This is a genomic window from Pigmentiphaga litoralis, from assembly GCF_014651835.1.
Classification (GTDB): domain Bacteria; phylum Pseudomonadota; class Gammaproteobacteria; order Burkholderiales; family Burkholderiaceae_B; genus Pigmentiphaga; species Pigmentiphaga litoralis.
On record NZ_BMXQ01000001.1, the window covers coordinates 2,519,721 to 2,544,520 of the forward strand.

Consider the following 24,800-nt stretch of genomic DNA (forward strand, 5'->3'; position numbering starts at 1 on the left):
TGCACCGACCCCAAGCGTCGAGAATCCTTTCATGCCTGACACCCCGCCTTCGCGCACGCCCCGCGCCGCCATCGATCCGGCCACCACCGCGTTCATCCTGTTCCTGGGCGCGCTGGCGGCCCTGCCTCCGCTGTCCATCGACATGGGCCTGCCGGGTCTGGGCCAGGTCCAGGACAGCCTGAAGGCCACCGCCAACCAGGCCACCATGACGCTCAGCCTGTTCCTGCTGGGATTTGCCATGGCGCCGCTGGTGCTTGGACCGATGGCCGACCGGTTCGGCCGCCGGCCCATCCTGCTGTGGGGCCTGGCGGTCTTTACGGTGGCCGGCCTGGGCTGCGCCATGGCGCCTTCCATCGGTTCCTTGCTGGCCTTTCGGGTGCTGCAAGGCATCGGCGCGGGGGCCGGCGCCATGCTGCCGGTGGTGATCGTGCGCGACCTGTTCAGCGGCGCGCAGGCGCGCGCTCGCATGTCTTATGTCAGCCTGGTGCTCGGCATCGGCCCCATCATTGCCCCGGCGCTCGGCGCGGGCATCATGGCCCTGAGCGGCTGGCGCGAGATCTACGGCGCGCTGAGCCTGGCCGGCGCCATCATTTTCGGGGTGGCTTTCTGGTCGTTCGGCGAAAGCGCCAGGCCCGGCCAGCGCAGCAGCCTGCGCCCGCGCGACATCCTGCGCAACTACCGCAACGTGCTCAGCCACCGCATCTTTCTGGGTTTTGCGCTGGTGAACGGACTGACCTTTGCGGCCATGTTCGCCTACATCTCGGGTTCGCCGCTGGTGCTGATGGCCAATATGGGCCTGTCGACCGGGGCCTACAGCCTGATCTTTGCGATCACGGCGGGCGCGATGGTGGTGGGCTCGTCCGTGAACGGCTGGGCAGCCACGCGCGAGATGAGTCCGAAGATGCTGTTTCGCACCGCCATGGCGCTGCTGGTGCTGTCCCCCCTGGTCCTGGTGGTGCTGACGCTGACCGGTGACCTGACCGTGCCGGCCCTGGTGCCCTTGATCGCGGTCACGACCTTTTCGCTGGGCATCGTCATGCCCAATTCCACGCACGGCGCGTTGCAGCCCATGGGCCGCACGGCCGGGGTCGCGTCGGCGGTGCTGCGTGCGATCCAGATGGCTTGCGGCGCGGCCGCCAGCGGCCTGGTGGCCGCCTTGTATGACGGCAAAAGCGCGATCGCCATGACCGGCACGATGCTGCTGTGCGCCGCCGCTGCGGCGATCGTATATCTGTGGATGTTGAAGCCGGCGCTGGCCAAGGCAACGCCGGCGTAAACGCAACCCGCCGCCCGGCGTCTAGCGCCGCACTGACGCCCGATACGCTGCCGACAGCGGGTGGATTTTCTGGATCGGCGCCTTGGCGACGGCCGTGGCCGCAATCCGGCGCACCTCTGCCATCAGGGCACGGGCGTCCCAGTCCACCGGCCAGCCCTGCCACAGGCGCAGGGCGCCGTTGACGAACACGGCGTCGATCTGGTCCCGGTTGGCCAGGCGCACCAGTTCCCAGCTCATGTCCCACGACGGCAGCATTTCCGGCACGTCCATGTCGACCAGCAGGAAGTCCGCCGCCAGGCCTTGAGCGATCCGCCCGGTGCGGTGGCCCAATCCGGCGACATCGGCCCCGCCTGCCGTCGCCTGCTCCAGCCACAGCGCTCCGCCGCCCGCCGACGAATCGCCGCGCATCAGGCCGAACGCCAGCCGTTGATTCGTCTCCGCAGCGTCCATCAGGCGGAAGCCGTCACTGCGCGTGCCGTCGGTGCCCAGGCCGACCCGGATGCCCATCGCAGACATCGTGACCGCATCGGCCACCGCGTTGCCCTTCCAGACGCTGGCGACCGGGTTGTAGCTGACGGCGGTGTCGGTCTCCTTGAGCAGGCGCATTTCGTAGGGCGTGACCAGCGTGGCATGCGCAACCAAGGTGTGCGGCCCGAGTGCCCCGACGCTGTCCAGGTGCTCCAGCGGCCGCAACCCGCGCGCCACCAGCGACCGTTCGACCGACGCCAGATGCTCGTTCACGTGCGTCTGGAACACCACGCCGCGCTCGGCGCTCAAGCGGGCGACGTCCGTCAATTGCGCATCGCTGGCGGCTTCGGGGGTCGAGATCGCCAGCGACGGGTGCACCAGTGCGTCGTCCGACCAGACATCGATATGCCGCTCGGCCGCCTGCAGCAAGGCATCGCGCTGCGCCTCGGCGCCCGCGTCATTGCAGATCAGCCCCAGTACGCACCGCACACCCACGTCTTTCGCGGCACGGGCCACCGCTTCCAGCCCCAGCTGCGCCCGCGTCCCCGCGTCGCACACGGTCGTAAAGCCGCCCCGCAGCGCTTCCAGCGACGCCAGCTTGGCCGACAGATACAGGCTTTCTTCATCCAGGCTGCCTTCCAGTGGCACCCAGATGCGGCGGAAAATTTCCGACGGCTCGCCAAAGGCCAGCGCCTTCCCGAAAGACTGGGTCAGGTGATGGTGCGCATCGACAAACCCCGGCATGAGCAGACGACCCGGCAGCAGGCGCATCGTCAACGCCGGATGAGCCTGGCGAAGCTGCTCCACCGGACCGATCTCGGCAAACACGCCCTGCGCGATCCGCACGGCCATGCCCTGGACCGGCCCGTCGGGAAGCAGCAGCCATTCCGGGGCCAGCAGCAATTCGTCGGCAAGCAGGGCGGAGGCGGTCAATCCTGCTGACGAGGCGGAGGATGCGCGGGCTGTGGGTTCGTATGAAGTCATCGTGTTTTCCAGAATTCGTCGGAGGCGGCCGTACAGGCGCAAGCGCCGCCGTCATGCATCACATTGTTCAGGCCAGGCGGCGAGACGGACGCCGCGGCCAACGCGCCACGCGGCCGTCGTCCCGTCCGACCACCCTCCTAAGCCGTCAGCACACTGCGCAGGCAGTACGCCAGACCGACGGCGATCAGCGCGACCGCCACCCCCACCTTCAGCACACGCGTCGGCATGCGCGCGGCGATGGCCGTGCCCGCCACCCAGCCCAGAACGAGCAACGCGCCCAGGACCAGGCCCAGCCGCAGGTCGAGCTGCCCCGTCGCCAGGTTGACCGCGGTGGCCGACAACGCGATCGGCAGCTGGATGCCCTGCGCCCAGGCAATCGACAAGCGTGTCGGCGCGCCGACACACATCAGCAGCGGAAGCAGAATGACCGGGCCGCCCGTGCCGGACCAGGCCGATCCGCAACCCACCACCAGGCCCAGCGCCGCCACCGCAGCGCGGCCGTGCAAGGCCGCGGGCATGGCGCCTTCCGCCCTGGCCTTGCGGGCCAGCAGCGTCTGACAGCCCGACACGATGGCCAGCGCCGCCACGCCCAGCTGCGCGGCGGTCGACGGCAGCCACTGCAGAGTCAGCGCGCCCAGGGCGGCGCCAAGCAAGGCCCAGCCGTACAGCGCCATGGGTTGCGGCCCGGTCAAGGCAGCGCCCGGGGCACGCGGCCTTGTACGGTCTGCGGCCAGGACGCCGGCCCCGTTGCCGGCCGCTGCATCAATGCCTGCAGCCTCCCTTGCCTGCCGCCGCCGCAGCCACACCATCGCGGCAATGCCGGTGAACAGGAAACCGAAGGTCGACGCGGGCACGGCCTGCGCCACCGGCAGTCCGGCCAGCGTCGTCAGCACCGGCACAACCAGGATCCCGCCGATGCTGGTCGCGCCCACCGCCAGCCCCGCAACCACAATCAGCGCAAGCACCAGGGCGCTCATGACTGGCCTTCAGACAGGCAACGCAGTGAAAGGGGTTTCGGCATCGGCATCCACATCAGGTAAGGGATCAGTCCATTCGGATGCCGGCGGTGTTGATCACCGTGGACAGCATCTGTTTTTCACGCGCCAGGTACGTGGCGAACGCAGCCGGGGCCATGTCCATCGGCGCAAAACCGGCATCGGCCAGCTTGCGCTTGAGTTCCGGTTCGGTGTGGACCGCGGCCAGTTCCCTGGCGATGCGGTCGACGATGGCGGCGTCGGTATGCGCAGGCGCCATCAGACCCTGCCAGGAATCCACATTCATGGACTTGAACTCGGCCGTCTCGGACAGGCTGGGCACCTTGGGCAAGCCTTCCCAGCGCGCCTGCGATGTCACGCCGATGGCTTTCACCTTGTTGTCGCGAATGAAGTTCTGCGCGAGGCCCACCGGCAGCACGGCCAGATCGATCTGCCCGCCGGCCAGTTCGGTCAGCACCTGCGGGCCCGACTTGTAGGGCACGTGCATGATGTCGATGCTGGCCATCTGCTTGATCATTTCCGCGGTGATGTGCAGCGAGGTGCCGACGCCATCGGTGCCGCAATTGAGCTTGCCGGGCTGACTGCGCGCCAGCTTGACCAGGCCATCGGCCGAATCAACCGGCAGCGTGGGGCGCGCGACCAGCACGAAGGCCGACGATGCCACCGGCGCGATCGGCATGAGTTCCTTCAGGCCGTCGTACTTGAAAGTGTTGGGCGACACCAGCGGCGCCACGGTCACCGGGCTGGCCACCGCGAACAGCAAGGTGTAGCCGTCGGGCCTGGCGCGGATGACCCGCTGCGTGGCAATCGTGCCCGATGCGCCCACGACGTTCTCGACCACGATCGGCTGCTTCAGGCGTTCGGCCAGGCGCGGCATGACGATGCGGGCGGCCACGTCGACGCTGCCTCCTGGTGCGAATGGCACCACAACCGTGATGGGCGACGACGGATAGGCCGCGGTCTGCGCGACACCGGCATGCGATACGACAGCCACGAGGCTGCCCAGGAGGATCTTTATCAGTACCATTGGCTTTTGCATGATTCACGCCCGAGTGGATTTCCAGGGAATCGCACCATGACGATGCGCATTAGACTTGTCATAACAAGTTATGACAAGTGAAGCAAAAGCTGTGCCATTGAAACAGACCGCCCAACCGCTGTACGCGCAGCTGCGTGATCGCCTCAAGCAGCAGATTCTGGATGGCAAGCTGGGCCCGCACGCCAAGCTGCCGTCCGAAAGCGAGCTCACGACCCAGTACGGCGTGAGCCGCATCACCGTGCGGCAGGCGCTGAACGAACTGCATCGCGAAGGACTGATCGTGCGGGTGCACGGCAAAGGCAGCTTCGTGTCGCAGCCGGTGGTGGCACAGGACCTGACCCAGCTGCGGGGGCTGTCCGAATCGCTGGCCGGAGAAGGCCGCGTGATCCACACCCGCATGCTGTCGCACAAGACCGTCAAGGCCACCGAAGCCGTCGCGCGCCACCTGAAGGTGGCGGTGCGCAGTCCGGTCAGCGAATTGCGCACCGTGCGCTATCTGAACCGGGCGCCGCTGTCCTTGAATCACTCGTACATGTCGGTCGAGCTGGGCGAGCGGATCCGCAAGGCCGACCTGGCCAACCGCGACCTGATCGCCATTTTTGAAAATGATGTGGGGCTGACGATTGCGCGGGCCGACCTGTCGATCAGTGCACTGACGGCCGACGACTCGCATGTGAAGCCGCTGGCGGTCGAACTGGGCGCGGCCCTGCTGCAGGTGGAACGGGTGCTGCTCGGGCCCGGCGATGCTCCTCTGCAGTTCGAGTCGACCACCTACCGCAGCGACCGCTTCAGCTACAGCCTCAGTGTGGAGCGGCGTCGGATGGGCTGATGCCCCAGGCGTCTTCGTCGACGAAGCGCGCCACGCGCTGCCGCAGGTGCGGGATCGCGTTCTCGCACTCGACGAAGTCGGCAATCGGCATCAATTGCCAGTGCTGGCCTTCGTCGCCGAAGCGGATCGACGCCACGTCGGCGGCGGTCAGCCAGCCGGCGAACAGCCAGGTGGGCAGCCCGCCCGGTGTTACCGCCGGGTAGGCCCGGGCCACCGTCATCTGCGTGGGCGGCAGTACCAGCGCGAACTCTTCGAACAGCTCGCGCGCGGCGCATTCCCAGGGGGACTCCTTGACCTCGCGCCCGCCGCCGGGCAAGTCCCAGCAATTCGGGTACGGCAGGTCGGGGAAGTCGTCGCGCCGGTAGACGAGCAGGCTGTCTTCGAAACGCAGTGCAAGCTTGGCCCCCCCGAACGGGGCGGACATCGATAGCGGTATGGGGTCGATGGCTTCCATTACACCGCCTGCCCGGCAGCCACGCCCGAAGCCCACGCCCACTGGAAGTTGTATCCCCCCAGCCAACCGGTCACGTCGACCGTCTCTCCAATGAAATGCAACCCGGGCACGGTTTTGGCCTCCATCGTCTGTTGATCCAGTCCTCGCGTGTCGACACCCCCACGCATCACTTCCGCTTTCTTGTAGCCCTCGGTCCCGCTGGGCACGACCGACCAGGCCGACAGGCTGCCCGCAAGCGCCCGCAGCGTCTTGTCGGGCACGTCGGCCAGACGCTGCGTCGCCAGTCCCGGCCACAGCCCGGCATGCGCGACCAGCCACTGCTCGGCCAGCCGGCGCGGCAACAGACCGCTCAGGACCGTCCCGACCTGCTGACGATTGCCAGGTTTTGCGTCGAGCAGCGCCGCGGCCAGGTCCAGCCCGGGCGCCAGGTCAATCGTAATCGGCGTGTTCGGTTCCCAGAAACTGGAAATCTGCAACACCGCCGGCCCGGACAGACCCCGATGCGTAAAGAGCAAGTCTTCGCGAAAGCGCGGCGCCTTCTTGCCCTCGCCCGTGCGGATGTCGACTTCCAGGGCCACACCGGCCAGCGGCACGAAAGGTTTCCAGGCGGCAGCATCGAAGGTCAATGGCACCAGGGCCGGGCGGGGCTCGATGATCTTCAGGCCGAACTGACGCGCAATCTTGAGCCCGAAATCGGTGGCGCCGATCTGGGGGATGGGCAGGCCGCCCGTCGCAACCACGACACGCGCGGCGTGGATCGGACCGGACGAGGTGGTGACAAGAAAGCCGGGGGTATCGGCTTGCGGCGCAATCGCCGTGACGCTGCACGGCATGCGCCACTGCACGCCCGCCGCATCGGTTTCGGCGCGCAGCATGCGGATGATTTCTTCACTGGATTCATCGCAGAACAACTGGCCGCGATGCTTCTCGTGCCACGCGATGCGGTGCCGCGTGACCAGATCGATGAAGTCCTGCGACGTGTAGCGCGCCAGCGCCGACCGGCAAAAGTTCGGGTTGGCCGACAGGAAGTTGGCGGGCCCCGCATCGCGGTTGGTGAAGTTGCAGCGTCCACCCCCCGAGATGCGGATCTTTTCGGCCAGCTTGGTGGCGTGGTCGATCAGCACGACCCGGCGGCCGCGCCGCCCGGCCGTGGCCGCGCACATCATGCCGGCGGCACCGGCGCCGATCACGGCAACGTCGACCGTCGCCGCGCCAGTTCCGGCCCCCATCAGACGTCCTTGACGCAATCCACGTAATGTCGGATCTGGCCCTCGGCATTGAGTTCGGCCACCAGGCCGTGGATGTCGGTTCCAAAGCCCGGGAACTGCGCATTGAATTTGCGCGCGAACTGCAGGTAATGGACGATGGTGCTGTTGAAGCGCTCGCCCGGAATCAGCAGCGGAATGCCCGGCGGATACGGCGTCAGCAGCACGCTGGTCACGCGGCCTTCAAGTTGGTCGACGTCCACGCGTTCGATTTCACGGTGCGCCATCTTGGCGAAGGCTTCGGACGGCTTCATCGCCGACTCCATGTCGCTCAGGTACATCTCGGTCGTCAGGCGCGCCACGTCGTACTCGCGGTACAACGCGTGGATCTTCAGGCACAGATCCCGCAGGCCGACCTTTTCGTACTCCGGATAGTCCTGGCAGAACTCCGGCAGGATGCGCCACATCGGCACGTTCCGGTCGTAGTCGTCCTTGAACTGCTGCAGTGCGGTCAGCAGCGTGTTCCAGCGGCCCTTGGTAATGCCGATGGTGAACAGGATGAAGAACGAATACAGGCCGGTCTTTTCGACGATCACGCCGTGTTCGGCCAGAAAGCGCGTGACGATCGACGCAGGGATGCCGGTCTCGCCGAACTTGCCCGACACATCCAGGCCCGGGGTGATGATCGTGGCCTTGATCGGGTCGAGCATGTTGAAGCCCGGCGCCAGATTGCCGAAGCCGTGCCATTCATCGTTCGCTTCAAGGATCCAGTCCTCGCGCTCGCCAATGCCGTCGGCGACCAGCTTGTCCGGTCCCCAGACCTTGAACCACCAGTCTTCGTCACCGAACTCGGCTTCGATCTTGCGCATGGCACGGCGGAAATCCAGCGCTTCCAGAATGCTTTCTTCGACCAGCGCGGTGCCGCCCGGCGGCTCCATCATGGCCGCCGCCACGTCGCAGGACGCAATGATCGCGTACTGCGGCGAGGTCGACGTATGCATCAGATACGCTTCATTGAAGATGTGGCGGTCGAGTTTGCGGGTCTCGGATTCCTGCACGATGATCTGCGACGCCTGCGACAGGCCAGCCAGCAGCTTGTGCGTCGAGTGCGTGGCGTACACCATGGCCTCGGCGCTGCGCGGGCGGTCTTTGCCGATGGCGTGCATGTTCTTGTAGAAGTCATGGAAGGCCGCATGCGGCACCCACGCTTCGTCGAAGTGCAGCGTGTCGATCGTGCTGCCCAGCAATTCCTTGATCATTTCGACGTTGTAGACGACGCCGTCGTACGTGCTTTGCGTGATGGTCAGGATGCGTGGCTTGCGCGCGCCGTTGCCCTTGGCAAACGGATTCGCGGCGATCTTTTTCTGGATGCTTTCCTCGCGGAATTCATCCAGCGGGATCGGCCCGATGATGCCCAGGTGATTGCGGGTCGGGCGCAGGAACACCGGCACGGCGCCGATCATGATGATCGCGTGCAGGATGGACTTGTGGCAGTTGCGATCGACCACGACCACGTCGCCGGGCGCCACATTGGCATGCCACACGATCTTGTTGGACGTGGACGTTCCGTTGGTCACGAAGAAACAGTGATCGGCATTGAAGATGCGCGCCGCATTGCGTTCCGACGCGGCAATCGGGCCGGTGTGGTCCAGCAACTGACCCAGTTCGTCGACGGCGTTGCAGACGTCGGCGCGCAGCATGTTCTCGCCAAAGAACTGGTGGAACATCTGGCCCACCGGGCTTTTCAGGAAGGCCACGCCGCCCGAGTGCCCCGGGCAGTGCCAGGAATACGAGCCGTCTTGCGCGTACTTGACCAGCTCGCGAAAGAACGGGGGCGCCAGTGAATCCAGATAGCTCTTGGCTTCGCGGATGATGTGGCGCGCGACGAACTCCGGCGTGTCTTCGAACATGTGGATGAAACCATGCAGTTCGCGCAGGATGTCGTTCGGGATGTGGCGCGAGGTGCGCGTTTCGCCGTACAGGTAGATCGGGATCTCGGCGTTGCGAAAACGCAGTTCGCCGATGAACGCGCGCAGCTTCTTGACGGCGTGCGCCACGTCGTCCGGCATGCCGGCGCCGAACTCTTCGTCGTCGATCGACAGAATGAAGGCGCTGGCACGGCTTTGCTGCTGCGCGAACGACGACAGGTCGCCGTAGTTGGTCACGCCCAGGACTTCCATGCTCTCCGCTTCGATCGCGGCGGCCAGGGCGCGCACGCCGAAGCCGGACGCATTTTCAGAACGGAAGTCTTCGTCGATGATGACGATGGGAAAGCGGAATTTCATGGACGCTCCTGCAACCAGAAATAAGGGTGAACCGTCACCCCCGCGCGGATCGCGCGGCGAGGGGACGAATGATGCGCAAAGCCAGGGGTCAGGTGCTTGGCAGCGTTACACCGCGCTGGCCTTGATACTTGCCGCCACGGTCCTTGTAAGACGTTTCGCAGACTTCGTCGCTTTCGAAGAACAGCATCTGCGCACATCCTTCGCCGGCGTAGATCTTGGCAGGCAGCGGCGTGGTATTCGAGAATTCCAGGGTCACGTGGCCTTCCCATTCCGGCTCGAGCGGCGTCACGTTGACGATGATGCCGCAACGCGCGTAGGTGCTCTTGCCCAGGCAGATTGTCAGTACGCTGCGGGGAATGCGGAAGTATTCGACCGTGCGGGCCAGCGCGAACGAGTTCGGCGGGATGATGCAGACGTCACCTTCAAAGTCGACAAATGATTTGGAATCGAAGGCCTTGGGGTCGACGATGGTCGAGTTGATGTTGGTGAAGATCTTGAATTCGCGCGCGCAGCGCACGTCGTAGCCGTAACTGCTGGTGCCGTAGCTGACGATGCGCTCGCCATTCACGTTCCGCACCTGTCCCGGTTCGAACGGGTCGATCATGCCATTTTCGGTCGCAACACGACGGATCCAGCGGTCGCTTTTGATGCTCATGAACAGGGGCCTCGGCGGATGACAAATGAAGTAAAGGCTGCGATTGTAGCCGTCTAATGCGACAGCACCGCGCGGCACCAGGCCGGTTTTGTCCGACCTGTCTTACGCAGGGCTTGTTCCCGGCGCATTCAATCCGGCTGCAAGAAAATCCAGCATGCCCGCCAGGGTCTGCGACGACGGGCCCAGGGTGGGTCCCTGGCCGCTGGCATCGGGCATCAGCCGCGCGACCCGACCGTTGTCGGCGCGCAGGTACATCATGCTGCCGAAGACGCACTGCAGGCGCAGGAACAGCTCGTCGCGCGACAAATGCGGGCAGGCCGCCTCGAGCGCCAGCACGAAGTGCCGCGCCACCGCGTCATGCACGCCGAACACGATGTTCTTGACGGTCCGGTCGGGTTCGACCGAGCAGATCGCCGACAGCCGGTTGAAGATCGCGCCCTTTTCCGTGTCGCCCATGCGCAGCCCCGGGCCAAGGAAGGCGGCGAGCACGTCCCGCACATCCGGTTTTGTTACTTGGCCATCTTTCGGAAAACAGGCGTCCAGCAGAGCCTGGCGCTCGGCATTCATCTCGCCCACCCGCCCTTCGAAAATCGCCCGCAGCAGGCCTTCCTTGTTGCGGAAGTAGTAGTGCACGGCCGCCATGTTGGCGTCGGCCGCCGCCGTAATGGCGCGCAGGGACACCCCGTTGTAGCCCTGCTCGGCAAACAGGCGCTCGGCCACGTCGATGATGCGATCGCGCGTGGACTGTTCCGTGTCGGCGGATGCCGGGGCCGCGGCGGCCCGAACGGCCACGGCGGTGGCGGAAGTCGGTTCTTGCATGGGGTCAGAGGGAGAGGACGTTAGTGCCATGCCCACATCGTACCTCCAGGCGGGACACGTTATGTCGAGTAAATGAGTCAACTGCTTGAATCATTCGTTTGACTCGGCTCTGCCGGGGTCTCTATGATGTCCGAAAAGGCGGCATCCACGCCCCCAACACTGACCATCCCAGGAGACTCCATGCAAGGCACCATCCGCCGTGTCGTGACCGGCCATGACGCCGACGGGCGCGCCATCGTTGTCGAAGACGGTCCGGCTCCCAACGTCCGGCATGACCCGGCCCGTCCGGGCTATTACCTGACGCAGCTATGGATCACGCCGACGTCGCCGGCCCCCATCGACAATGGCCCGGACCCCACGCTCAGTCCGGTCGCCCTGCAGCCGCCGCCCCTGGGCAGCGTGATTCGCATCATTGAATTTCCGCCGGCCGCGCTGGAACTGCGCAATCTGGACCCGGACGCCGCCAAGGCCGCGTTCGCCCTGTTTGGCGGACAGCAAGCCCTGACCGCCCAGCATGCGCCCAACGCCCGGCACCCCTTCATGCACCGCACAGAAACCATCGACTACGCGGTCGTGCTGACGGGCGAAATCACCATGCTGCTGGACGACTCCGAAGTGACGCTCAAGGCTGGCGACATGCTCGTCCAGCGCGGCACCCACCACGCCTGGACCAACCGCAGCGACGCGCCCTGCAAAGTGCTGTTCGTGTTGATCGACGGCCAATTCGAGCCTGCGCTGGCGGAAAAATTCCAGCACGGCCACGGGTGATCCCGGGGGGCAGGCCAGTGGCCAAACCCCTGCGCTAGAAACCAGACCCATCAAAAAAAAGCATGACGAGGAGACACCCCATGCCCGCCCCGATATCCGCCCTGATATCCGTCCAGACACCCGCCCACCTATCCGCCCAGACATCTTCCCCGCCCCCCGCCCCGATCCTTTCTGATCGCGCCCTGCCCGTGGCCGCGGCCGCAATCCTCGCCCTCGCCGCCCACGCTACGTTTGGCATCGCGCCCGCCGCGGCCCAGACGCCCTACCCGGCCCGGTCTGTCGAAGTGATCGTGCCGTACTCGGCAGGCGGCAGCGTCGACATCATGGCGCGCGCCTTCACGAAGGAAATGGCCGAGATCCTTGGCCAGCAGATCGTCGTCAACAACCGGGACGGCGCGGGCGGCACCATTGGCGTGGCGGCCATTGCCAACGGCCGGCCGGACGGCTACACCGTGCTGTTCTCGCCCTCATCGCCGCTGACGCAAGCGCCCTTTCTGATGGGCAAACTTCCCTACCAGGTCGACCAGATCGTGCCCATCTGCCAGATCTTCGAGAATCCGTTCGTGATCGCGGTCCGCAAGGATTCGCCCATCACCAACCTGAAAGACCTGCTGACCCGCGCCGCCGCCAAGCCCGGCGCCCTGTCCTATGGGCACGCCGGCCCCGGCTCCGTGCCGCACCTGGCCACGGCCAATCTGGCCAAGGCCAGCAAGGTCAGCTTCAACGAGATTGCCTTCCGGGGCGACGCGCAGGTGATTCCGCAGATCCTGGGTGGCCATGTCGATTTCGGCGCCCTGGGCGTGTCGTCTGTGGCCGGGAAGGACCTGCGCCTGCTGGCGGTGTATGGCGCGACGCGCCTGCCTGGCCTGCCGGACGTGCCGGCGATTACGGAATCGAATATTCCGCACGCCGTGATTGCCCGCAACGGTCTGTACGTGCATCACAGCACGCCCGCCGCTGTTCGCACCACGCTTGAACGCGCCTGCCAGACGGCCTCCGCCAAACCCGAATTCAAGACCGCCGCGAGCCAGCTGTTCCAGCAGATCAGCTATCTGAACGCGACGGACTTTGCGGCGAAACTGGCGAGTGATCTGGAGACGAACAAGGCGTTGATTCAGGCTTTGGGGTTGTTGAATACGGGGAGTTGAGGTTTTTGTAGATCGGAAGATCTGCTTGCTGGGAGCCCGGGCGGAGCGGACAGTCGTGTGGGAAGGCCGAGCTCGCTGGGTCCCGGCCTACGCCGGGCCTGGGCGTTGCAAAGCCTCCCCACACGACTGTCCGCTCCGGCCCTGCATTTGGAGCGCCTTTGGCTGGCGTTGGCTGATGGTTTGCGGTGGCTTGGCGAAGTTTCGGCCATCTCGACTTCGGGGTGGGGGGTGTCATGCTGGTCGGGAGCATTGGGCGCGCCGGGGTGCACACCCCACACCCGGCGCAATCGGCAGCGCAACCGGGCGAGACAGACTCAAAAAGAAAACGGCTCCGATCCGCCTGCACGAATCGAAGCCGCCCTCTGACCCACCACCAGCAAGATCAATCGTTGAACATGAACATGTACAACAGATCCACCCCGTTGATCGTGCCCCCCTTCCCGACCACGGACAGCTGGTCCGTCAGCTTGTAGCTCAGCTTCACAACGCCATCGCGCCCCGACAAGGCCTGCTCGAAACTCGTGTAGATCGTGTCCGTGATCCGCTTGCCGATAATGAAGAACTGACTGGCCAGCTGCGTGTTGGTCGCCGACGTACTGTTGCCCGCCACCGTCCGCTCAGGCAGCAAGCCTCGCGTCGATCCCACGTTGCCCGACCGGACGCCCAGTTCGTCGATCCCCAGGCGCCGGGTGAACGGCTCGCCGCCCTTCGGTCCCAGCAATGACGTTGCCGCGCTTAGCAGCAAGCCAGCATCGGCGCCGCCACCGCCGGCGTCGGGACCGCGACCCAGCAACAGCCACGACAGCTTCTCGACGTCGCTGACTTCCGGCTGCGAGAACAGCGTGATGCGTGGACGGCGTGCGGTGCCGGCTACCTGCACGCCCGCCTCCACCGCCGGGCCGACGCGCAAGGCGACGATGTCCAGCAGCGGATCATCGATCGGTCCCTGGAACGTGATCGCGCCACGCCGCACCGTCAGCGTCTGGCCATAAGTGGAAAACACGCCGCCGCGCGTCCGGACCAAACCACTCGCCCGCATCGAACTGCCTTCACCAATCACCCGGATCTGCCCGATCAGCCCCGTGTCCAGCCCGTAGCCCTGCAGGAAGAAACGCTCCCCCAGTTTCAGGCCGACGTCGAACGTGATGCCACGCGGCACCTCGCGCTTTTCATCGCCGCTGCGCACCACCAGCACGTCGTCCGACAAGGTCGGCGGCGACTGCGTGCCCAGGTTGATCCAGCCTGCGTCCACTTCGAACAGGCCCGCCACGCGCAGCTTGGTTGGCGCCAGGTCCACGTCCACCCGGCCCGACCCCGCAACGAACCGGTCCGCCCGCTGGATGGCCGGGAAACGGTTCGCCTGGATGGTGGCATGACCCGACGCGTCGGGCAGGCTCCAGTCCGCGCTGATCACCAGCTCGGAATTCTGGCCTTCGCTGTCGATCCACTGCGTGACACGCGAGTCGCGCGGGCGAACGCGGATCACGCCCGGAAAGCGCAAAGCTTCCAGCACGATCCGATTGCCCTCCAGGCGCGCCTGCAGCGTGCCGTTCAGGAGCCGGATGCCGTTGTCCACCTGGATCACACGAATGCCTTCGCCGGTAATGGCGCCGCGTGCGCCCCAGGCATTGCCTTCCTGCGCGATCCGCACCTTGCCCTTGACCGCACCGCCCAATTCCAGCGTGTCGCCGATCAGCAGACCCAGCCAGCTCAGATCCTTGACGTCGAGGTCGGCGTCGGCAAACGCGGGCCGGTCGGTATCGAGCCCGATCGCGCCGCCCACCGCGCGGACACCGGCCTCGCCATCGAGTCGCACCGTTCCCAGCCGCTCGCCCGCAACGTTCGCCTTGACGGTCACCCGGCTGCGTCCAGGCTGGCCGGTGGGTGTGGCCTGCAGGTTCAGTTCGAGCGCATTCAGCCCCAGCGCCACCGGAGGGTTGCCTGGCAACCAAAGGTCGCCGCTGCGCCGGCGGATCTGCGCCGTGCCCTGCAAGGCGTCCGCAAACCGCACGCTCCAGTCGGCATCCACGATCACGATGCGCTCGGGCGGCACGGGCTTGCCCGATACCGCGTCCATCAACATTTCCGGGGCCCAGGCCAGACCTTCAATGCGACCGGCCGACTCCCACCGTCCATGCCCCCCGCGTGATCCCGCATGAAGAATCTTGCCGGTCTGCCCACCCGGCAGCTTGACGGCAAAATCGGCCGCGCCCGCTTCCCATTGCCAGGCCGGCGCCACCGCGGTGGGCAGGTAGCTCAGGGTGATCGGCCGCGACAGGGTCAGGCCGAACGGGTCGCGCGCCGACACCAATTCGGTGATGCTGCCGCGCCAGCCCACGGGCTGCCGCGCATTGCCGCCATTGCCCCAGCTGCCCTGGAACGCGCCCTTGACCGTGGCCGGGGGCGCAGTGCCGTTCTGCAGGAAGTCGGCGTCGAGCCGGCCTGTGTGATCTGCCAGGGTGCCATTCAACACCAGCGTGCCTTTGCGCAACGCGGCATCGGGCCGGTCGGCCATGCGCGCCCCTTCGACGGTCACATCCATCTTCACGGGCGCGCGCGACAGGTCCATGCCGGCTGTCTGCCCGCGCGCGGCGGCCGTGGCCGGAATGTTGCCGACGTCGGCCGTGCCGCGCACCGAGTCCACCCGGATCCCGCCCGGCAGCTGCAGGTTGTCGGCCTTGAGCCGCACATCCACGGCAGGCGAGGCCAGCGTGTCGGCCACGCCGCCCTGGGCGCTCAGCGTCCCGCGCAGCGACGGCCACAACAGGTTCAGCTGTGGCGCATCCAGATCGAACGTTAAGCGGTCGCCACGACGGCCAAACGCGCCCTGGGCGTTGAGCCGGTTGCTGCCGGCCGTGACGGCGGCATCGATCCGGGACAGCCGCTCGCCGGCAAATGCGGCGTCGACGCGGCCACCCAGTGGCGCGTTATTCCAGCGGCTGCCTTCGTCGAAGCGCAGCGCCGCGGTGCCCGCAATCTCGGGCGACAGCGCACCGGCCGCTTCCACCGTCGCGGACACCAGCGCGGGCGGCAGCGCCGATCCAGGCAGGAAAAACGACGGGTCGAACCGGTCCAGCCGGACGTTGGCCTTGAATGCCTGGTCGCCCTGCAGCGCCAGTTCGCCGGTCGCGCGGGCCCGTGCCTCACCCGCCTGCACGTCGGCCTGCGTGACCTTGACCCGTTGGTCTTCAACGGCCGCCGTCAGCGCAATCGACATCGGCACCTTTCGGCCGGCCTCTTTCAGAGTGGCCTTGACCTGCTGCCGCTGCGCATCGGCCTCAAAAGTGATCGGCCCCGACAGCCGGGTCGGCAGCGCCGCGCCGTGCAGGCGGGACGCATCGATCTCGGTTGCCGTCAGCGTGCCTTGCACCTGACCGATCGCATCGCCGGGCTGCGCGCCGCGCTTCCACGACAGGGCGCCCGCGATCCGTCCCTTGCCTGGCAGCGCAATCTGCAATGCGCCGATCTGCACGCTGTCGAAGGTTTCCACGGGCACCGTCAACTGACCCGCCAGCCGCGTCAGCGGCAAGGCGTTTTCGTCGATCGGGCCCGGAATGCCGTTGGTGAGCGAGAACGGCCCCCGCAGCAACAAGGGACCCGTTCCGCCCTCGGTTCCCACCGTCAGGTCGGCCGAGACGTCCAGCTTGGCCCGGGGCGCCCCCGGCGCCCAGGCGGCCGGATCCACGCCCTCCAGCGCCAGGCGCAGGCCGCGCAGCGGAAATCCGTCGAGCAGCGCCAGGCTGCCCGTTGCATCCAGCGCCACGCCTTCACCCTCGCCTTTCAAGGTGAAGGGCAAGGCTTCCAGCGTGCCATTGGCATCGGTGCGCAGCGTGAACGCGCGATCGCCCTGACGGCCATCGATATCCACGCCAATGTCGGTGGTGAACGGCTTGTCGACCCCGATGCGCGCCTGGCCACGCAGGCTGGCCTGCGCTTCCGGCGCCAGGGCCCGCAATTGCGTGATGCGCAATTGGTGCTCGTTCTCGCCTAAAGTCGCCTGCAAGTCGATGTCGGCAAACGACACGGGCAAGGCCGTGCCTTCCTGGGCAATCTGCAAGACGCCGATCTGCACCCGGTCGGCCTGCACCTGCACGGGCAGCCGCAAGGTCGTCAGCGGCTCGCTGGGGGTGTCGGATGGCTTCAGGTTCAGGCTGACGCGGTCGGCGGACAACACCGGCACGTGCACGCGACCAGTCCACAACGCGCGCCAGTCCAGTTCGACACGCAGCGCGTCCACGTCGACGTCCGCACTCGGATGCTGGACACGCAACTGCTGCAGGGTCAGGCCGTCTTTCAAGGTGCCGCTCAGGCCCTCGTAGCCACCGGTTGCCCCCGCTGCCTTCAAGCCCGTGCGCAAGGCCCAATCGGCGCCGGACGTGCTGGTCGCGACCCACGCGACCCCGCTGCCCAGCGCCACCAGGCCCACCACGGCGACGCCCAGCACCACCCACGGCCAGCGGCGGCGCGGCCGGGGCGTCGGTGCAGGCGCAGAGGCACCCGCCGCGGCCGGATCCCGCGCGGGCGCGGCCGATGACGATGAAGAAGGCGGTGTCCGTGCGTCGCTCAAAACGCGATCCCCAGGGAAAAGTGCAGACGCACATTGTTGTCGCGCAAGGCGTACGCAAGGTCAAGGTTGAGCGGGCCGGCCGGGGTCTTGACCCGGGCGCCCACGCCGATCGCGCTGGCCAGCTTCATCTCGCTGAATTTGGGGGCCACATTGCCCACGTCGAAGAACAAGGCCCCGCCGAACCGTTCATCGAAATAATGGATGCCTTCCACGCTGGCCACCGCCATCGTCGAGTCGCCCAGGACGGCATCGCCCACCTTGCGGCCCAGCCCCAGATACCGATAGCCGCGAATGGTGCGCGCGCCGCCGGTGCGGAACGCAAAGTCATCGGGCACCCGTGTCACGTCACGCGACCACAGCTTGCCGACTTCCCCGCGGACCGTAATCACATCGGCCTTGCTCAGCGACCACCAGTACTGGCCCCGCAAGGTCAGGCGGCCAAACACGTTGCTGCCGCCCAGCTCCGTGCCAAGGCCAGTACCCACCGCCACCAGATTGCCTTCACGCGGGTCGTACTTGTCATTCACGTCGCGGCGCAGGATCTCGAACGTGCTGGTCACCGTGTTCGCGCTGTACGACTCCACGCCGTCGATGGTGGTGTGTTCATTCGCCAGCCGGCCGCCCAGCCGCGTTTCGTAATCCACGCGGCTGCTCAGGTCGTCGGGACGGAAGGTCTTTTTCCGGATGGCGCCCAGCGCGTATCGGCGCACGCCCAGGCCATTGATATCGGAATTCAGGGCGAGCACGCCGAAGCTGTCGTAATTGCCGTTCTCGTCGGGCGCCAGATGGATGTCGGCATACGCAAGCTGCCGCAGCCGGTCCACCCGCACGCCGCTTTCCAGCTCCACGGCCTTGTTGGCCACCACATTCTGTCGATACACCACCTCGGCGCGCGCACCGGCTTCGTCATCGAAACCCAGCGCCATACTGGCGCTGCGAGGCCGCGACTCGACCACTTCGGCGCGCACCGGCAGCGTCACTTCGGGCGGGCCCGCGTATTCCGGCGCGGTTTCGGTCTTTTGCGGCGCGGCCCCTTCGGGCAGCAGAGCAGGTTCATCAGGCGGCTTGGGCGACAACGATCCCAGGTCCACGTCGACCTTGGCTCCGCGAAAGAACGGCGTCGCCTGCAGGCTTTGTTGATAATCGACCAGGCGGTTTCGGTCATAGGGCTCGCCCGGCTTGATGCGCACGTAGCGCTCGACCGTGCCGGCCGGCACCCGCTTCAGGCCAATCACCGTCACTTCACCCAGCTTGACCGCCGGCCCGCTGTCCAGCTTGATGTGCAGATGCGCCATGGCGCGGTCCGCGTTCACATCGGCGGCGGTTTCGACAAACCGGGCCGCCGGAAAGTCCTTGGATGTCACGTTATCGAGCAGATCACGCTTGGACGTTTCCCAGACTTCATTGCGGAAGGGGTCGCCCTGCTTCAGGCTCCACGCATTGCGCAGGGTGGCCGCGCGCGCTTCAAAGGCCGGGCCGGTGATCGCCCCGGCAAAGGCGATATCGACGGCTTCGATCTGCGTGCGTTCGCCCGGCACCAGGGTGATGTCCCAGGTGGCGCCGCCCACGTCGGTGCCGGCATCGAGTACGACTTCTGGCGAAAAATAGCCTTCGGTCGCCAGTGCGGTAATGGTGGCTTCGCGCGCGCGGCGGCGAAGCCGCGTGGACTCGCCCCCGTCCACGTCATCGGCCAGCGCGGCAATGCTGTCGACGGCCAGCGTGACCGCCGCGAGCACCGATGGCGGCACGCCGCCCGGATCGATCGTGATTTCCGGGCGAGCCGCCCACGCCGCCGCGGGCATGCACGCAGCAATCAGCCACCAACTCACGAATCGGGACGCTTGCAGCCGACGCGCGCGGGGCTTCCTTCCCCTACCGGAAAAGAGTTGGATCGCGGTGGCATTTGCCGCCTCGACCACTGCTACACGCACGCACATAAGACTTCCCGCAGATGACCCTGCCGCAAGCATAGCGGAACGCCACGGCGGCTTAGTCACGCCTGCAACGAGGATGTACGCAAGCGTTTCAATGAGGACGGGTGAGACAGCGGACGCCAGCGCGGACGCAGGGCAGGCACCAACGGCAGGATTGACGGCGCGATAGAGACATATTGACGATTTGGAATATCGTGCGCGTCGGCTATGCTTGAAGGCCTTATCAACATCAGGGCTATCGAATTTGAACCGCAGGTCGTCGCCGCGCGCGATGGCAGCCGGCCAAGCCATTCGGCGCCTGAATCCATGGAAATCGCCTTACTTCTCGTACTGTTCGTTGCCAACGGCATTTTTGCCATGAGCGAAATCGCGGTCGTGACGGCACGTCGCTCCCGCCTGCACCAGATGGCCGACGAGGGCGACAAGCGCGCCAAAGCCGCGCTCGAACTCGCCGAGCACCCCACCCGTTTTCTTTCCACCGTCCAGATCGGCATCACTTCGATCGGCATCCTGACCGGTATCGTGGGCGAAAACGCGCTTGCGCAGCCCCTGGCCGAGCTGATCCGCCTGCACGTGCCCGCCGTGGCCGACTACGCGTCCGGTATTGCGCTGGGCATCGTGGTGGTGATCATCACCCTGCTGTCGATCGTGATCGGCGAGCTGGTCCCGAAGCGTTTCGGGCAGATGCACCCGGAAGCGGTCGCCAGCATGATCGCCGGCCCGATGCGTATCCTGTCCTGGGTCGCCACGCCGTTCGTCAAACTCCTGTCCCTGGCCACCGATACCGCGCTCAAGCTGATGGGCGCCAAGGACAACCAGGAGCATCACGTTACCGAAGAAGAGATCCAGGTACTGATGACGCAGGGCGCAACCGCCGGCATTTTCGAGCAGGCCGAGCGCCAGATGGTCCGCAATGTATTCCGCCTGGACGAGCGCAAGCTGTCGTCGCTGATGGTGCCGCGATCCGACATCATTTACCTGAACGTGGATGATTCGATCGAAGTGTCCAAGGCCAAGATCGAGGCCTCGCATCACTCGCGCTTTCCGGTGTGCCGGGGCGACCTGACCGACGTGATCGGCTTTGCGCGCGCCAAGGACCTGTTGGCCCAAGTGCTGGCCGGCCAGCCGTTCAACCTGACCGGCAAGCTGACGCCCGCGCTGTACGTGCCTGAAACCCTGACCGGCACCGAGCTGGTCGAGAATTTTCGCAGCTCCCACACCCAGACCGCGCTGGTGGTGGACGAGTATGGCGACGTCCAGGGCCTCGTTACCCTTCGTGACGTTTTGGAAGCGATCGTTGGCGAATTCCATACAAACACCACCGAACCCGAGGAATCGTCGGCGATCCAGCGCGCGGATGGTTCGTGGCTGCTGGACGGGCTGCTCGACGTGGGCGAGCTGGAAGACCGCCTGGATATCTCCGACCTGCCCGAAGGCGAATCCGAGTCCTATCACACGCTGTCGGGCATGATCATGTTGATGCTGGGCCGCATTCCGGTCACGGGCGACATCGTGACCCTGGCGGAATGGTCATTCGAAGTGGTGGACATGGACGGCAAGCGGATCGACAAGGTCCTGGCGACGCGCCTGCCCGACCCGGTGGACCCGGAAGACGAGACGGGCTGATGGTCTCTCGCCCAGGGCCAGGTACTCTGGCCCCGGGCCCCCGAAGCCACCGCCCGCAGGCATGCCCCCTGCTGGTTTACCCGCATTCATGTGAACTTTCCCGAATTCCCAGGCTCTTTCATCTATGACTGAAACTCTCGGCAAACTCATCCGTATCACCCTCGTGGCAGCTATTGCGCTCGCGGGGCTGTTCATGGCCCTCGTGTTCGTCGCCTCTGCGGCGATCGCGGTCGGGGTCATGTTCCTTATCGCCAAAGTGCGGGGCAAGCCCTTCATGGCCGCGGATCTGTTCACCACGCTGTCGCGCGGTGGCTTTGCGCGATCGCAGGGCTTTACCTTTCGCACGGGTGCGCAGACGCAATCCCAGGAAGCGGCCCGCGGCGGCGCGGCCAATGACGCCGGCAACGCCCGTCGCCCCCGCCCCGCCGTCCGTATGGACCGCAGCAAAGTGACCGACGTCGAAGCGCGCGACGTCGCGTAAGGTCTGACCGCTACGCCTTTCCCGGCGGCCAGCAATGACAAAGCCCCCGGTCAAGGACACGGGGGCTTTTTTATTGCGTCGTTGGCACGGGCGTTGGCGCCCGTCCCAGCCTTATTCCACCGGAATGTTGGCCTGCTTGACGACGCCCTTCCAGCGAGTGACTTCGCTCTTGACGAAGGCATCCAGCTCAGCCGGGGTGCTCGGGCTCACATCCGCGCCTTGTTCGGCCAGCTTGGCCTGCACGTCCGGATCCTTCAGTGCAATGTTCAGCTCCTTGTTCAGGCGGTCGATGATCGCCTGATCGGTCTTGGCCGGGGCGAACAGCGCGTACCACTGGGGTACATCCACGCCCTTTACACCCAGTTCTGCCAGCGTCGGGACGTCTTTCAGCAGCGGCGTGCGCTTGTCACCGGCCACGGCCAGAGCCTTGATCTTGCCGGTCGACAGATGCGGATAGGCGCCGAACAGGCTCGGGAACATGACCTGGGTCGTGCCGGCCAGTGTGTCCGTCACGGCAGGGGCCGAGCCCTTGTACGGAACGTGCAGCATGTTGGTGCCGGTGGACAGCTTGAACAGCTCGGCCGTCACGTGAGGGGCCGTGCCCTGGCCCGCCGATGCGTAGTTGAGCTTGCTGTCGGCAGCCTTGCCGCGCTCGATCAGTTCCTTGACCGAGTTGATCTTGGACGACGACGACACGATCAGCAGCGTGGGCGAGTTCGCCAGGCGACCGATGCCCTTGAAGTCGGCAACCGGGTCGTAACGCAGCTTCTGCAGGGCCGGGTTGATGCCGTGCGTGGCGATGTAGCCCAGCAGGATGGTGTAGCCGTCGGCCGGCGCGCGGGCGACGAATTCGGTGCCGATCGCGCCTTGCGCGCCAGCCTTGTTGATCACGACCACGGTCTGGCCCAGGCCTTCGCTCATTTTCTGGCCGACGATACGTGCGAACGCGTCGTTGCCGCCGCCTGCTGCGGTTGGCACGACGATGGTGATGGCGTGGTCAGGGTAGGCAGCCTGGGCGGCGGAAGCGGCGAAACCGCAGGCGGTCAGGCCGATGACGATCGCCGACAGGCGGTGTCCGAAAAGTTGCATTGAAGTCTCCATGACTTTGCTTATGGGTTGATGACAAGCGCGCATCGCAGTGCGCGCAAGCCAGATTCTTGCGCCAGTTCTTGGACTGGCCTGGTCGAATCAGAGCCGGATCAGGACGCCACACCAGGCAGTATATGGCTGGGGATGTACAGCTGGCCTTCCATGATCTTGCGCGCGGTGCGGATCAGTCCCGCACCGGTGACTTCGACCGAGGTTTCCCCTTGAGCCAGTTCGACATCGACTTCGATGCGGCCCGAGGGATGGGCAATTTCAATCCGGTGGATCCCCGGCTGCCGTTGGATCGACAATCCGTAGGGTACCGTGCCCGGCGTGACATATGCCGTGGCGACACCGATGGCACCGGTAACGGCATGCGAACGGTGACACTTGAGGGGCGTGAAGTAACGAGATACGAGTTGGCCGTCATGCGCGCCCTTGCTGACCAGCACAGGCTTGGGAATGACGCTGTCCGACACATCGCCCAGGCCCATCTTCAGGCCGGCTTCGCGTCGCATCTTTTCCAGGCGGGTCATGAATTCCAGGTTGGCGTCCAGGTCCACCGGCTTTTCGTCGCCCTTCCAGCCCATGTCGGTGGCGCGGACGATCATCATGGGCATGGCCGCGTCGATGCAGGTGACCTGCACGCCGTCGATCTCGTCCGTCAGGTTGCCGGTCGGAAACACCTTGCCAGTGACCGTGCCCCAGGCGTCCAGGAAGTTCAGGCGGATCGGCGCGCCGGTGCCGTTGACGCCGTCGATCTTGGCGTCGCCTTCATACTCGACCTTGCCGCCGGGCGTCTGCACGACGGCGTTGATGGTCGACCTGGTATTCACGTTGTAGATGCGGACCAGGGTCTCGCCGTCCTTGGCCTGGACCAGGCCCTGCTCGATGGCGAACGGGCCGACGCCCGACAGCATGTTGCCGCAGTTGGGACGGGTGTCGACCAGGGCGCGGTCGATCGATACCTGCGCGAACAGGTAGTCGACGTCGCAGTCCGGGTGGTCCGACTTCGAGACGATGGCGACCTTGCTCGTCAGCGAGTTGGCGCCGCCAAGGCCGTCCAGCTGGAGTTCGTGGGGCGAGCCCATCGCGGACAAGAGGACCTTGTCGCGCGTTTCGATATCCTGGGGAAGCCAGTCCTTGAGGAAATAAGGACCGCGGGAGGTGCCGCCTCGCATGAAGACGCAGGGAATGGTTTTTTGCATGGTGGGCATCTTGCGCGCTGTGGGATAATTTGTGAATTGCAACTCTTAGATCAATTAATGCATGGCGCGCATCAATTTCGACCTCCAGGAATTGCAGGCATTCGTTGCTGTGGCTGAACGTTCCAGCTTTCGCGCCGCGGCCGAAGACCTGCATCTGTCGCAACCGGCGCTCAGCCGGCGCATCGAAAAGCTCGAAACCATCCTGGGCGCGCGCCTGCTCGACCGCACCACCCGCCACGTGGCCCTGACCAACGTCGGCCGCGTATTCCTGGAACACGCCCGCGCCGCGCTGGCCGAGCTCGAAAGCGCCATGATGGGCGTGGTCGACCTGGCGGCGCAGCTGAGCGGGCTGGTCAGCGTGGCCTGCGTTCCGTCCGCCGCCTATTACTTTTTGCCGTCGGTGCTCAAGGAATTTGCCGCCCGCTATCCGCGGATCCGGGTGCGCGTCATCGACGAAGGCGCCAACTTCGTGCTCAACGCCGTCACGTCCGGCCGCGCCGATTTCGGCATCAACTTCATCGGCACGCAAGAAACCGAAGTCGAGTTCCGGTCGATCTTCAAGGAAGACTTCGTGTTGGCGGTACGCAACGACCACGCGTTTGCCACCCGCAAGTCGGTGACCTGGGAAGACCTGGCGGGCGAACGTTTCATGACTGTGCACAAGGACAGCGGCAACCGCCTGCTCATCGACGCGGCCCTGGCCAAGGGCGGCAAGCGGGCGCAAGGCGCATTTGAAGTCAGCCACGTCCTGACGCTGCTGGGCATGGTCGAAGCCGGACTGGGCGTGGCCGCCGTGCCGCAGCTGGCGCTGCCCCTGACCACCCACCCTACCCTGATCGGCATTCCGCTCATGAAGCCGCGGGTCAGCCGCACCCTGGGGCTGATCTCGCGGCACGGCCACGCCCTGTCGCCGGCGGCCAGCGTGCTCTACGGCATGCTGCGCGATGCGGGCAAAGCGGCACGCAGTTAGGCC

20 protein-coding genes are annotated in these 24,800 nt (G+C 65.9%); 7 read left to right on the forward strand and 13 right to left on the reverse strand.

What is annotated here, in order from left to right; genetic code table 11:
* Nucleotides 1–31 precede the first annotated feature (31 nt).
* Nucleotides 32–1,276: a multidrug effflux MFS transporter gene (locus IE116_RS11400; protein ID WP_189612513.1), complete on the forward strand. Its 1,245-nt coding sequence runs from the start codon at nt 32–34 to the stop codon at nt 1,274–1,276.
* A 21-nt stretch (nt 1,277–1,297) separates the two neighbouring features.
* Here IE116_RS11400 and IE116_RS11405 read toward each other — a convergent pair whose 3' ends face one another.
* The 3 genes from IE116_RS11405 to IE116_RS11415 all read right to left on the reverse strand — a co-directional run bounded on the left by IE116_RS11405 (nt 1,298) and on the right by IE116_RS11415 (nt 4,750).
* Complete coding sequence (locus IE116_RS11405; RefSeq protein WP_189612515.1) at nt 1,298–2,728, reverse strand: amidohydrolase family protein; 1,431 nt, start codon at nt 2,726–2,728, stop codon at nt 1,298–1,300.
* A gap of 137 nt (nt 2,729–2,865) precedes the next feature.
* Nucleotides 2,866–3,705, reverse strand: a complete 840-nt coding sequence (locus tag IE116_RS11410; RefSeq protein WP_189612518.1) for a sulfite exporter TauE/SafE family protein — start codon at nt 3,703–3,705, stop codon at nt 2,866–2,868.
* A gap of 67 nt (nt 3,706–3,772) precedes the next feature.
* Entirely contained in the window at nt 3,773–4,750 is a 978-nt protein-coding gene (locus IE116_RS11415) for a Bug family tripartite tricarboxylate transporter substrate binding protein (RefSeq protein WP_229828107.1), read from the reverse strand.
* A gap of 103 nt (nt 4,751–4,853) precedes the next feature.
* On the opposite strand from IE116_RS11415, the gene IE116_RS11420 reads away from it, so the two are divergent.
* The gene (locus IE116_RS11420; protein ID WP_189612522.1) at nt 4,854–5,591 is read left to right on the forward strand and encodes a GntR family transcriptional regulator; all 738 of its coding nucleotides are present in this window, start codon (nt 4,854–4,856) and stop codon (nt 5,589–5,591) included.
* On the opposite strand, the gene IE116_RS11425 is transcribed toward IE116_RS11420, so the two are convergent.
* The 5 genes from IE116_RS11425 to IE116_RS11445 all read right to left on the reverse strand — a co-directional run bounded on the left by IE116_RS11425 (nt 5,563) and on the right by IE116_RS11445 (nt 11,009).
* Nucleotides 5,563–6,045 carry an NUDIX hydrolase gene (locus IE116_RS11425; protein WP_229828108.1) on the reverse strand — a complete coding sequence of 161 codons (483 nt, stop codon included), beginning with the start codon at nt 6,043–6,045 and terminating at the stop codon, nt 5,563–5,565. The two genes, IE116_RS11420 and IE116_RS11425, sit on opposite strands and share 29 nt — an antisense overlap.
* A complete protein-coding gene (locus tag IE116_RS11430; RefSeq protein WP_189612525.1) occupies nt 6,045–7,274 on the reverse strand; it encodes a BaiN/RdsA family NAD(P)/FAD-dependent oxidoreductase in 1,230 nt (409 codons plus the stop codon). Before IE116_RS11430 ends, IE116_RS11425 begins: the two co-directional genes overlap by 1 nt.
* Nucleotides 7,274–9,535: an arginine/lysine/ornithine decarboxylase gene (locus IE116_RS11435; RefSeq protein WP_189612527.1), complete on the reverse strand. Its 2,262-nt coding sequence runs from the start codon at nt 9,533–9,535 to the stop codon at nt 7,274–7,276. Before IE116_RS11435 ends, IE116_RS11430 begins: the two co-directional genes overlap by 1 nt.
* 88 nt (nt 9,536–9,623) lie before the next feature.
* Complete coding sequence (dcd, locus tag IE116_RS11440; protein WP_189612529.1) at nt 9,624–10,190, reverse strand: dCTP deaminase; 567 nt, start codon at nt 10,188–10,190, stop codon at nt 9,624–9,626.
* Nucleotides 10,191–10,292: 102 nt separating this feature from the next.
* On the reverse strand, nt 10,293–11,009 hold the full coding sequence (locus IE116_RS11445) for a TetR/AcrR family transcriptional regulator (protein WP_189612530.1): 717 nt from the start codon (nt 11,007–11,009) through the stop codon (nt 10,293–10,295).
* A 180-nt stretch (nt 11,010–11,189) separates the two neighbouring features.
* On the opposite strand from IE116_RS11445, the gene IE116_RS11450 reads away from it, so the two are divergent.
* The gene (locus IE116_RS11450; RefSeq protein ID WP_189612532.1) at nt 11,190–11,777 is read left to right on the forward strand and encodes a cupin domain-containing protein; all 588 of its coding nucleotides are present in this window, start codon (nt 11,190–11,192) and stop codon (nt 11,775–11,777) included.
* Nucleotides 11,778–11,857: 80 nt separating this feature from the next.
* The gene (locus IE116_RS11455; protein WP_189612534.1) at nt 11,858–12,925 is read left to right on the forward strand and encodes a Bug family tripartite tricarboxylate transporter substrate binding protein; all 1,068 of its coding nucleotides are present in this window, start codon (nt 11,858–11,860) and stop codon (nt 12,923–12,925) included.
* Nucleotides 12,926–13,307: 382 nt separating this feature from the next.
* Here IE116_RS11455 and IE116_RS11460 read toward each other — a convergent pair whose 3' ends face one another.
* From IE116_RS11460 to IE116_RS11470, 3 genes are all read right to left on the reverse strand, one after another.
* On the reverse strand, nt 13,308–17,492 hold the full coding sequence (locus IE116_RS11460) for a translocation/assembly module TamB domain-containing protein (RefSeq protein WP_189612535.1): 4,185 nt from the start codon (nt 17,490–17,492) through the stop codon (nt 13,308–13,310).
* Nucleotides 17,489–19,294, reverse strand: coding sequence for an autotransporter assembly complex protein TamA (locus IE116_RS11465; protein WP_189614573.1), 1,806 nt, complete (start codon nt 19,292–19,294; stop codon nt 17,489–17,491). The genes IE116_RS11460 and IE116_RS11465 overlap by 4 nt, the downstream gene beginning before the upstream one ends.
* A gap of 191 nt (nt 19,295–19,485) precedes the next feature.
* Nucleotides 19,486–19,734: a hypothetical protein gene (locus tag IE116_RS11470; protein ID WP_189612537.1), complete on the reverse strand. Its 249-nt coding sequence runs from the start codon at nt 19,732–19,734 to the stop codon at nt 19,486–19,488.
* Between IE116_RS11470 and IE116_RS11475 the strand changes: the two genes are divergently transcribed.
* Both IE116_RS11475 and IE116_RS11480 read left to right on the forward strand, forming a co-directional pair.
* The gene (locus IE116_RS11475) at nt 19,733–21,052 is read left to right on the forward strand and encodes a hemolysin family protein (RefSeq protein ID WP_189612539.1); all 1,320 of its coding nucleotides are present in this window, start codon (nt 19,733–19,735) and stop codon (nt 21,050–21,052) included. The genes IE116_RS11470 and IE116_RS11475 overlap by 2 nt on opposite strands.
* 124 nt (nt 21,053–21,176) lie before the next feature.
* Complete coding sequence (locus tag IE116_RS11480; protein ID WP_189612541.1) at nt 21,177–21,533, forward strand: hypothetical protein; 357 nt, start codon at nt 21,177–21,179, stop codon at nt 21,531–21,533.
* A gap of 111 nt (nt 21,534–21,644) precedes the next feature.
* Here the strand turns inward: IE116_RS11480 and IE116_RS11485 are convergent, their stop codons facing one another.
* On the reverse strand, nt 21,645–22,622 hold the full coding sequence (locus tag IE116_RS11485) for a Bug family tripartite tricarboxylate transporter substrate binding protein (protein WP_189612543.1): 978 nt from the start codon (nt 22,620–22,622) through the stop codon (nt 21,645–21,647).
* Nucleotides 22,623–22,732: 110 nt separating this feature from the next.
* On the reverse strand, nt 22,733–23,827 hold the full coding sequence (locus IE116_RS11490; RefSeq protein ID WP_189612545.1) for a 4-oxalomesaconate tautomerase: 1,095 nt from the start codon (nt 23,825–23,827) through the stop codon (nt 22,733–22,735).
* 61 nt (nt 23,828–23,888) lie between these two features.
* On the opposite strand from IE116_RS11490, the gene IE116_RS11495 reads away from it, so the two are divergent.
* Nucleotides 23,889–24,797 (forward strand): LysR family transcriptional regulator, encoded by a 909-nt coding sequence (locus IE116_RS11495; RefSeq protein ID WP_189612547.1) that lies wholly within the window; start codon nt 23,889–23,891, stop codon nt 24,795–24,797.
* Nucleotides 24,798–24,800: the final 3 nt, after the last annotated feature.

What these genes read in the sequence shown, in the direction of transcription:
- IE116_RS11400 (WP_189612513.1), top strand. Translation starts at nt 32, where the DNA reads ATGCCTGACACCCCGCCTTCGCGCACGCCCCGCGCCGCCATCGATCCG.
- IE116_RS11405 (WP_189612515.1), bottom strand. Translation starts at nt 2,728, where the DNA reads ATGACTTCATACGAACCCACAGCCCGCGCATCCTCCGCCTCGTCAGCA.
- IE116_RS11410 (WP_189612518.1), bottom strand. Translation starts at nt 3,705, where the DNA reads ATGAGCGCCCTGGTGCTTGCGCTGATTGTGGTTGCGGGGCTGGCGGTG.
- IE116_RS11415 (WP_229828107.1), bottom strand. Translation starts at nt 4,750, where the DNA reads ATGGTACTGATAAAGATCCTCCTGGGCAGCCTCGTGGCTGTCGTATCG.
- IE116_RS11425 (WP_229828108.1), bottom strand. Translation starts at nt 6,045, where the DNA reads ATGGAAGCCATCGACCCCATACCGCTATCGATGTCCGCCCCGTTCGGG.
- IE116_RS11430 (WP_189612525.1), bottom strand. Translation starts at nt 7,274, where the DNA reads ATGGGGGCCGGAACTGGCGCGGCGACGGTCGACGTTGCCGTGATCGGC.
- IE116_RS11435 (WP_189612527.1), bottom strand. Translation starts at nt 9,535, where the DNA reads ATGAAATTCCGCTTTCCCATCGTCATCATCGACGAAGACTTCCGTTCT.
- dcd (WP_189612529.1), bottom strand. Translation starts at nt 10,190, where the DNA reads ATGAGCATCAAAAGCGACCGCTGGATCCGTCGTGTTGCGACCGAAAAT.
- IE116_RS11445 (WP_189612530.1), bottom strand. Translation starts at nt 11,009, where the DNA reads ATGCAAGAACCGACTTCCGCCACCGCCGTGGCCGTTCGGGCCGCCGCG.
- IE116_RS11450 (WP_189612532.1), top strand. Translation starts at nt 11,190, where the DNA reads ATGCAAGGCACCATCCGCCGTGTCGTGACCGGCCATGACGCCGACGGG.
- IE116_RS11455 (WP_189612534.1), top strand. Translation starts at nt 11,858, where the DNA reads ATGCCCGCCCCGATATCCGCCCTGATATCCGTCCAGACACCCGCCCAC.
- IE116_RS11465 (WP_189614573.1), bottom strand. Translation starts at nt 19,294, where the DNA reads ATGCCCGCGGCGGCGTGGGCGGCTCGCCCGGAAATCACGATCGATCCG.
- IE116_RS11475 (WP_189612539.1), top strand. Translation starts at nt 19,733, where the DNA reads ATGGAAATCGCCTTACTTCTCGTACTGTTCGTTGCCAACGGCATTTTT.
- IE116_RS11470 (WP_189612537.1), bottom strand. Translation starts at nt 19,734, where the DNA reads ATGGATTCAGGCGCCGAATGGCTTGGCCGGCTGCCATCGCGCGCGGCG.
- IE116_RS11480 (WP_189612541.1), top strand. Translation starts at nt 21,177, where the DNA reads ATGACTGAAACTCTCGGCAAACTCATCCGTATCACCCTCGTGGCAGCT.
- IE116_RS11485 (WP_189612543.1), bottom strand. Translation starts at nt 22,622, where the DNA reads ATGCAACTTTTCGGACACCGCCTGTCGGCGATCGTCATCGGCCTGACC.
- IE116_RS11490 (WP_189612545.1), bottom strand. Translation starts at nt 23,827, where the DNA reads ATGCAAAAAACCATTCCCTGCGTCTTCATGCGAGGCGGCACCTCCCGC.
- IE116_RS11495 (WP_189612547.1), top strand. Translation starts at nt 23,889, where the DNA reads ATGGCGCGCATCAATTTCGACCTCCAGGAATTGCAGGCATTCGTTGCT.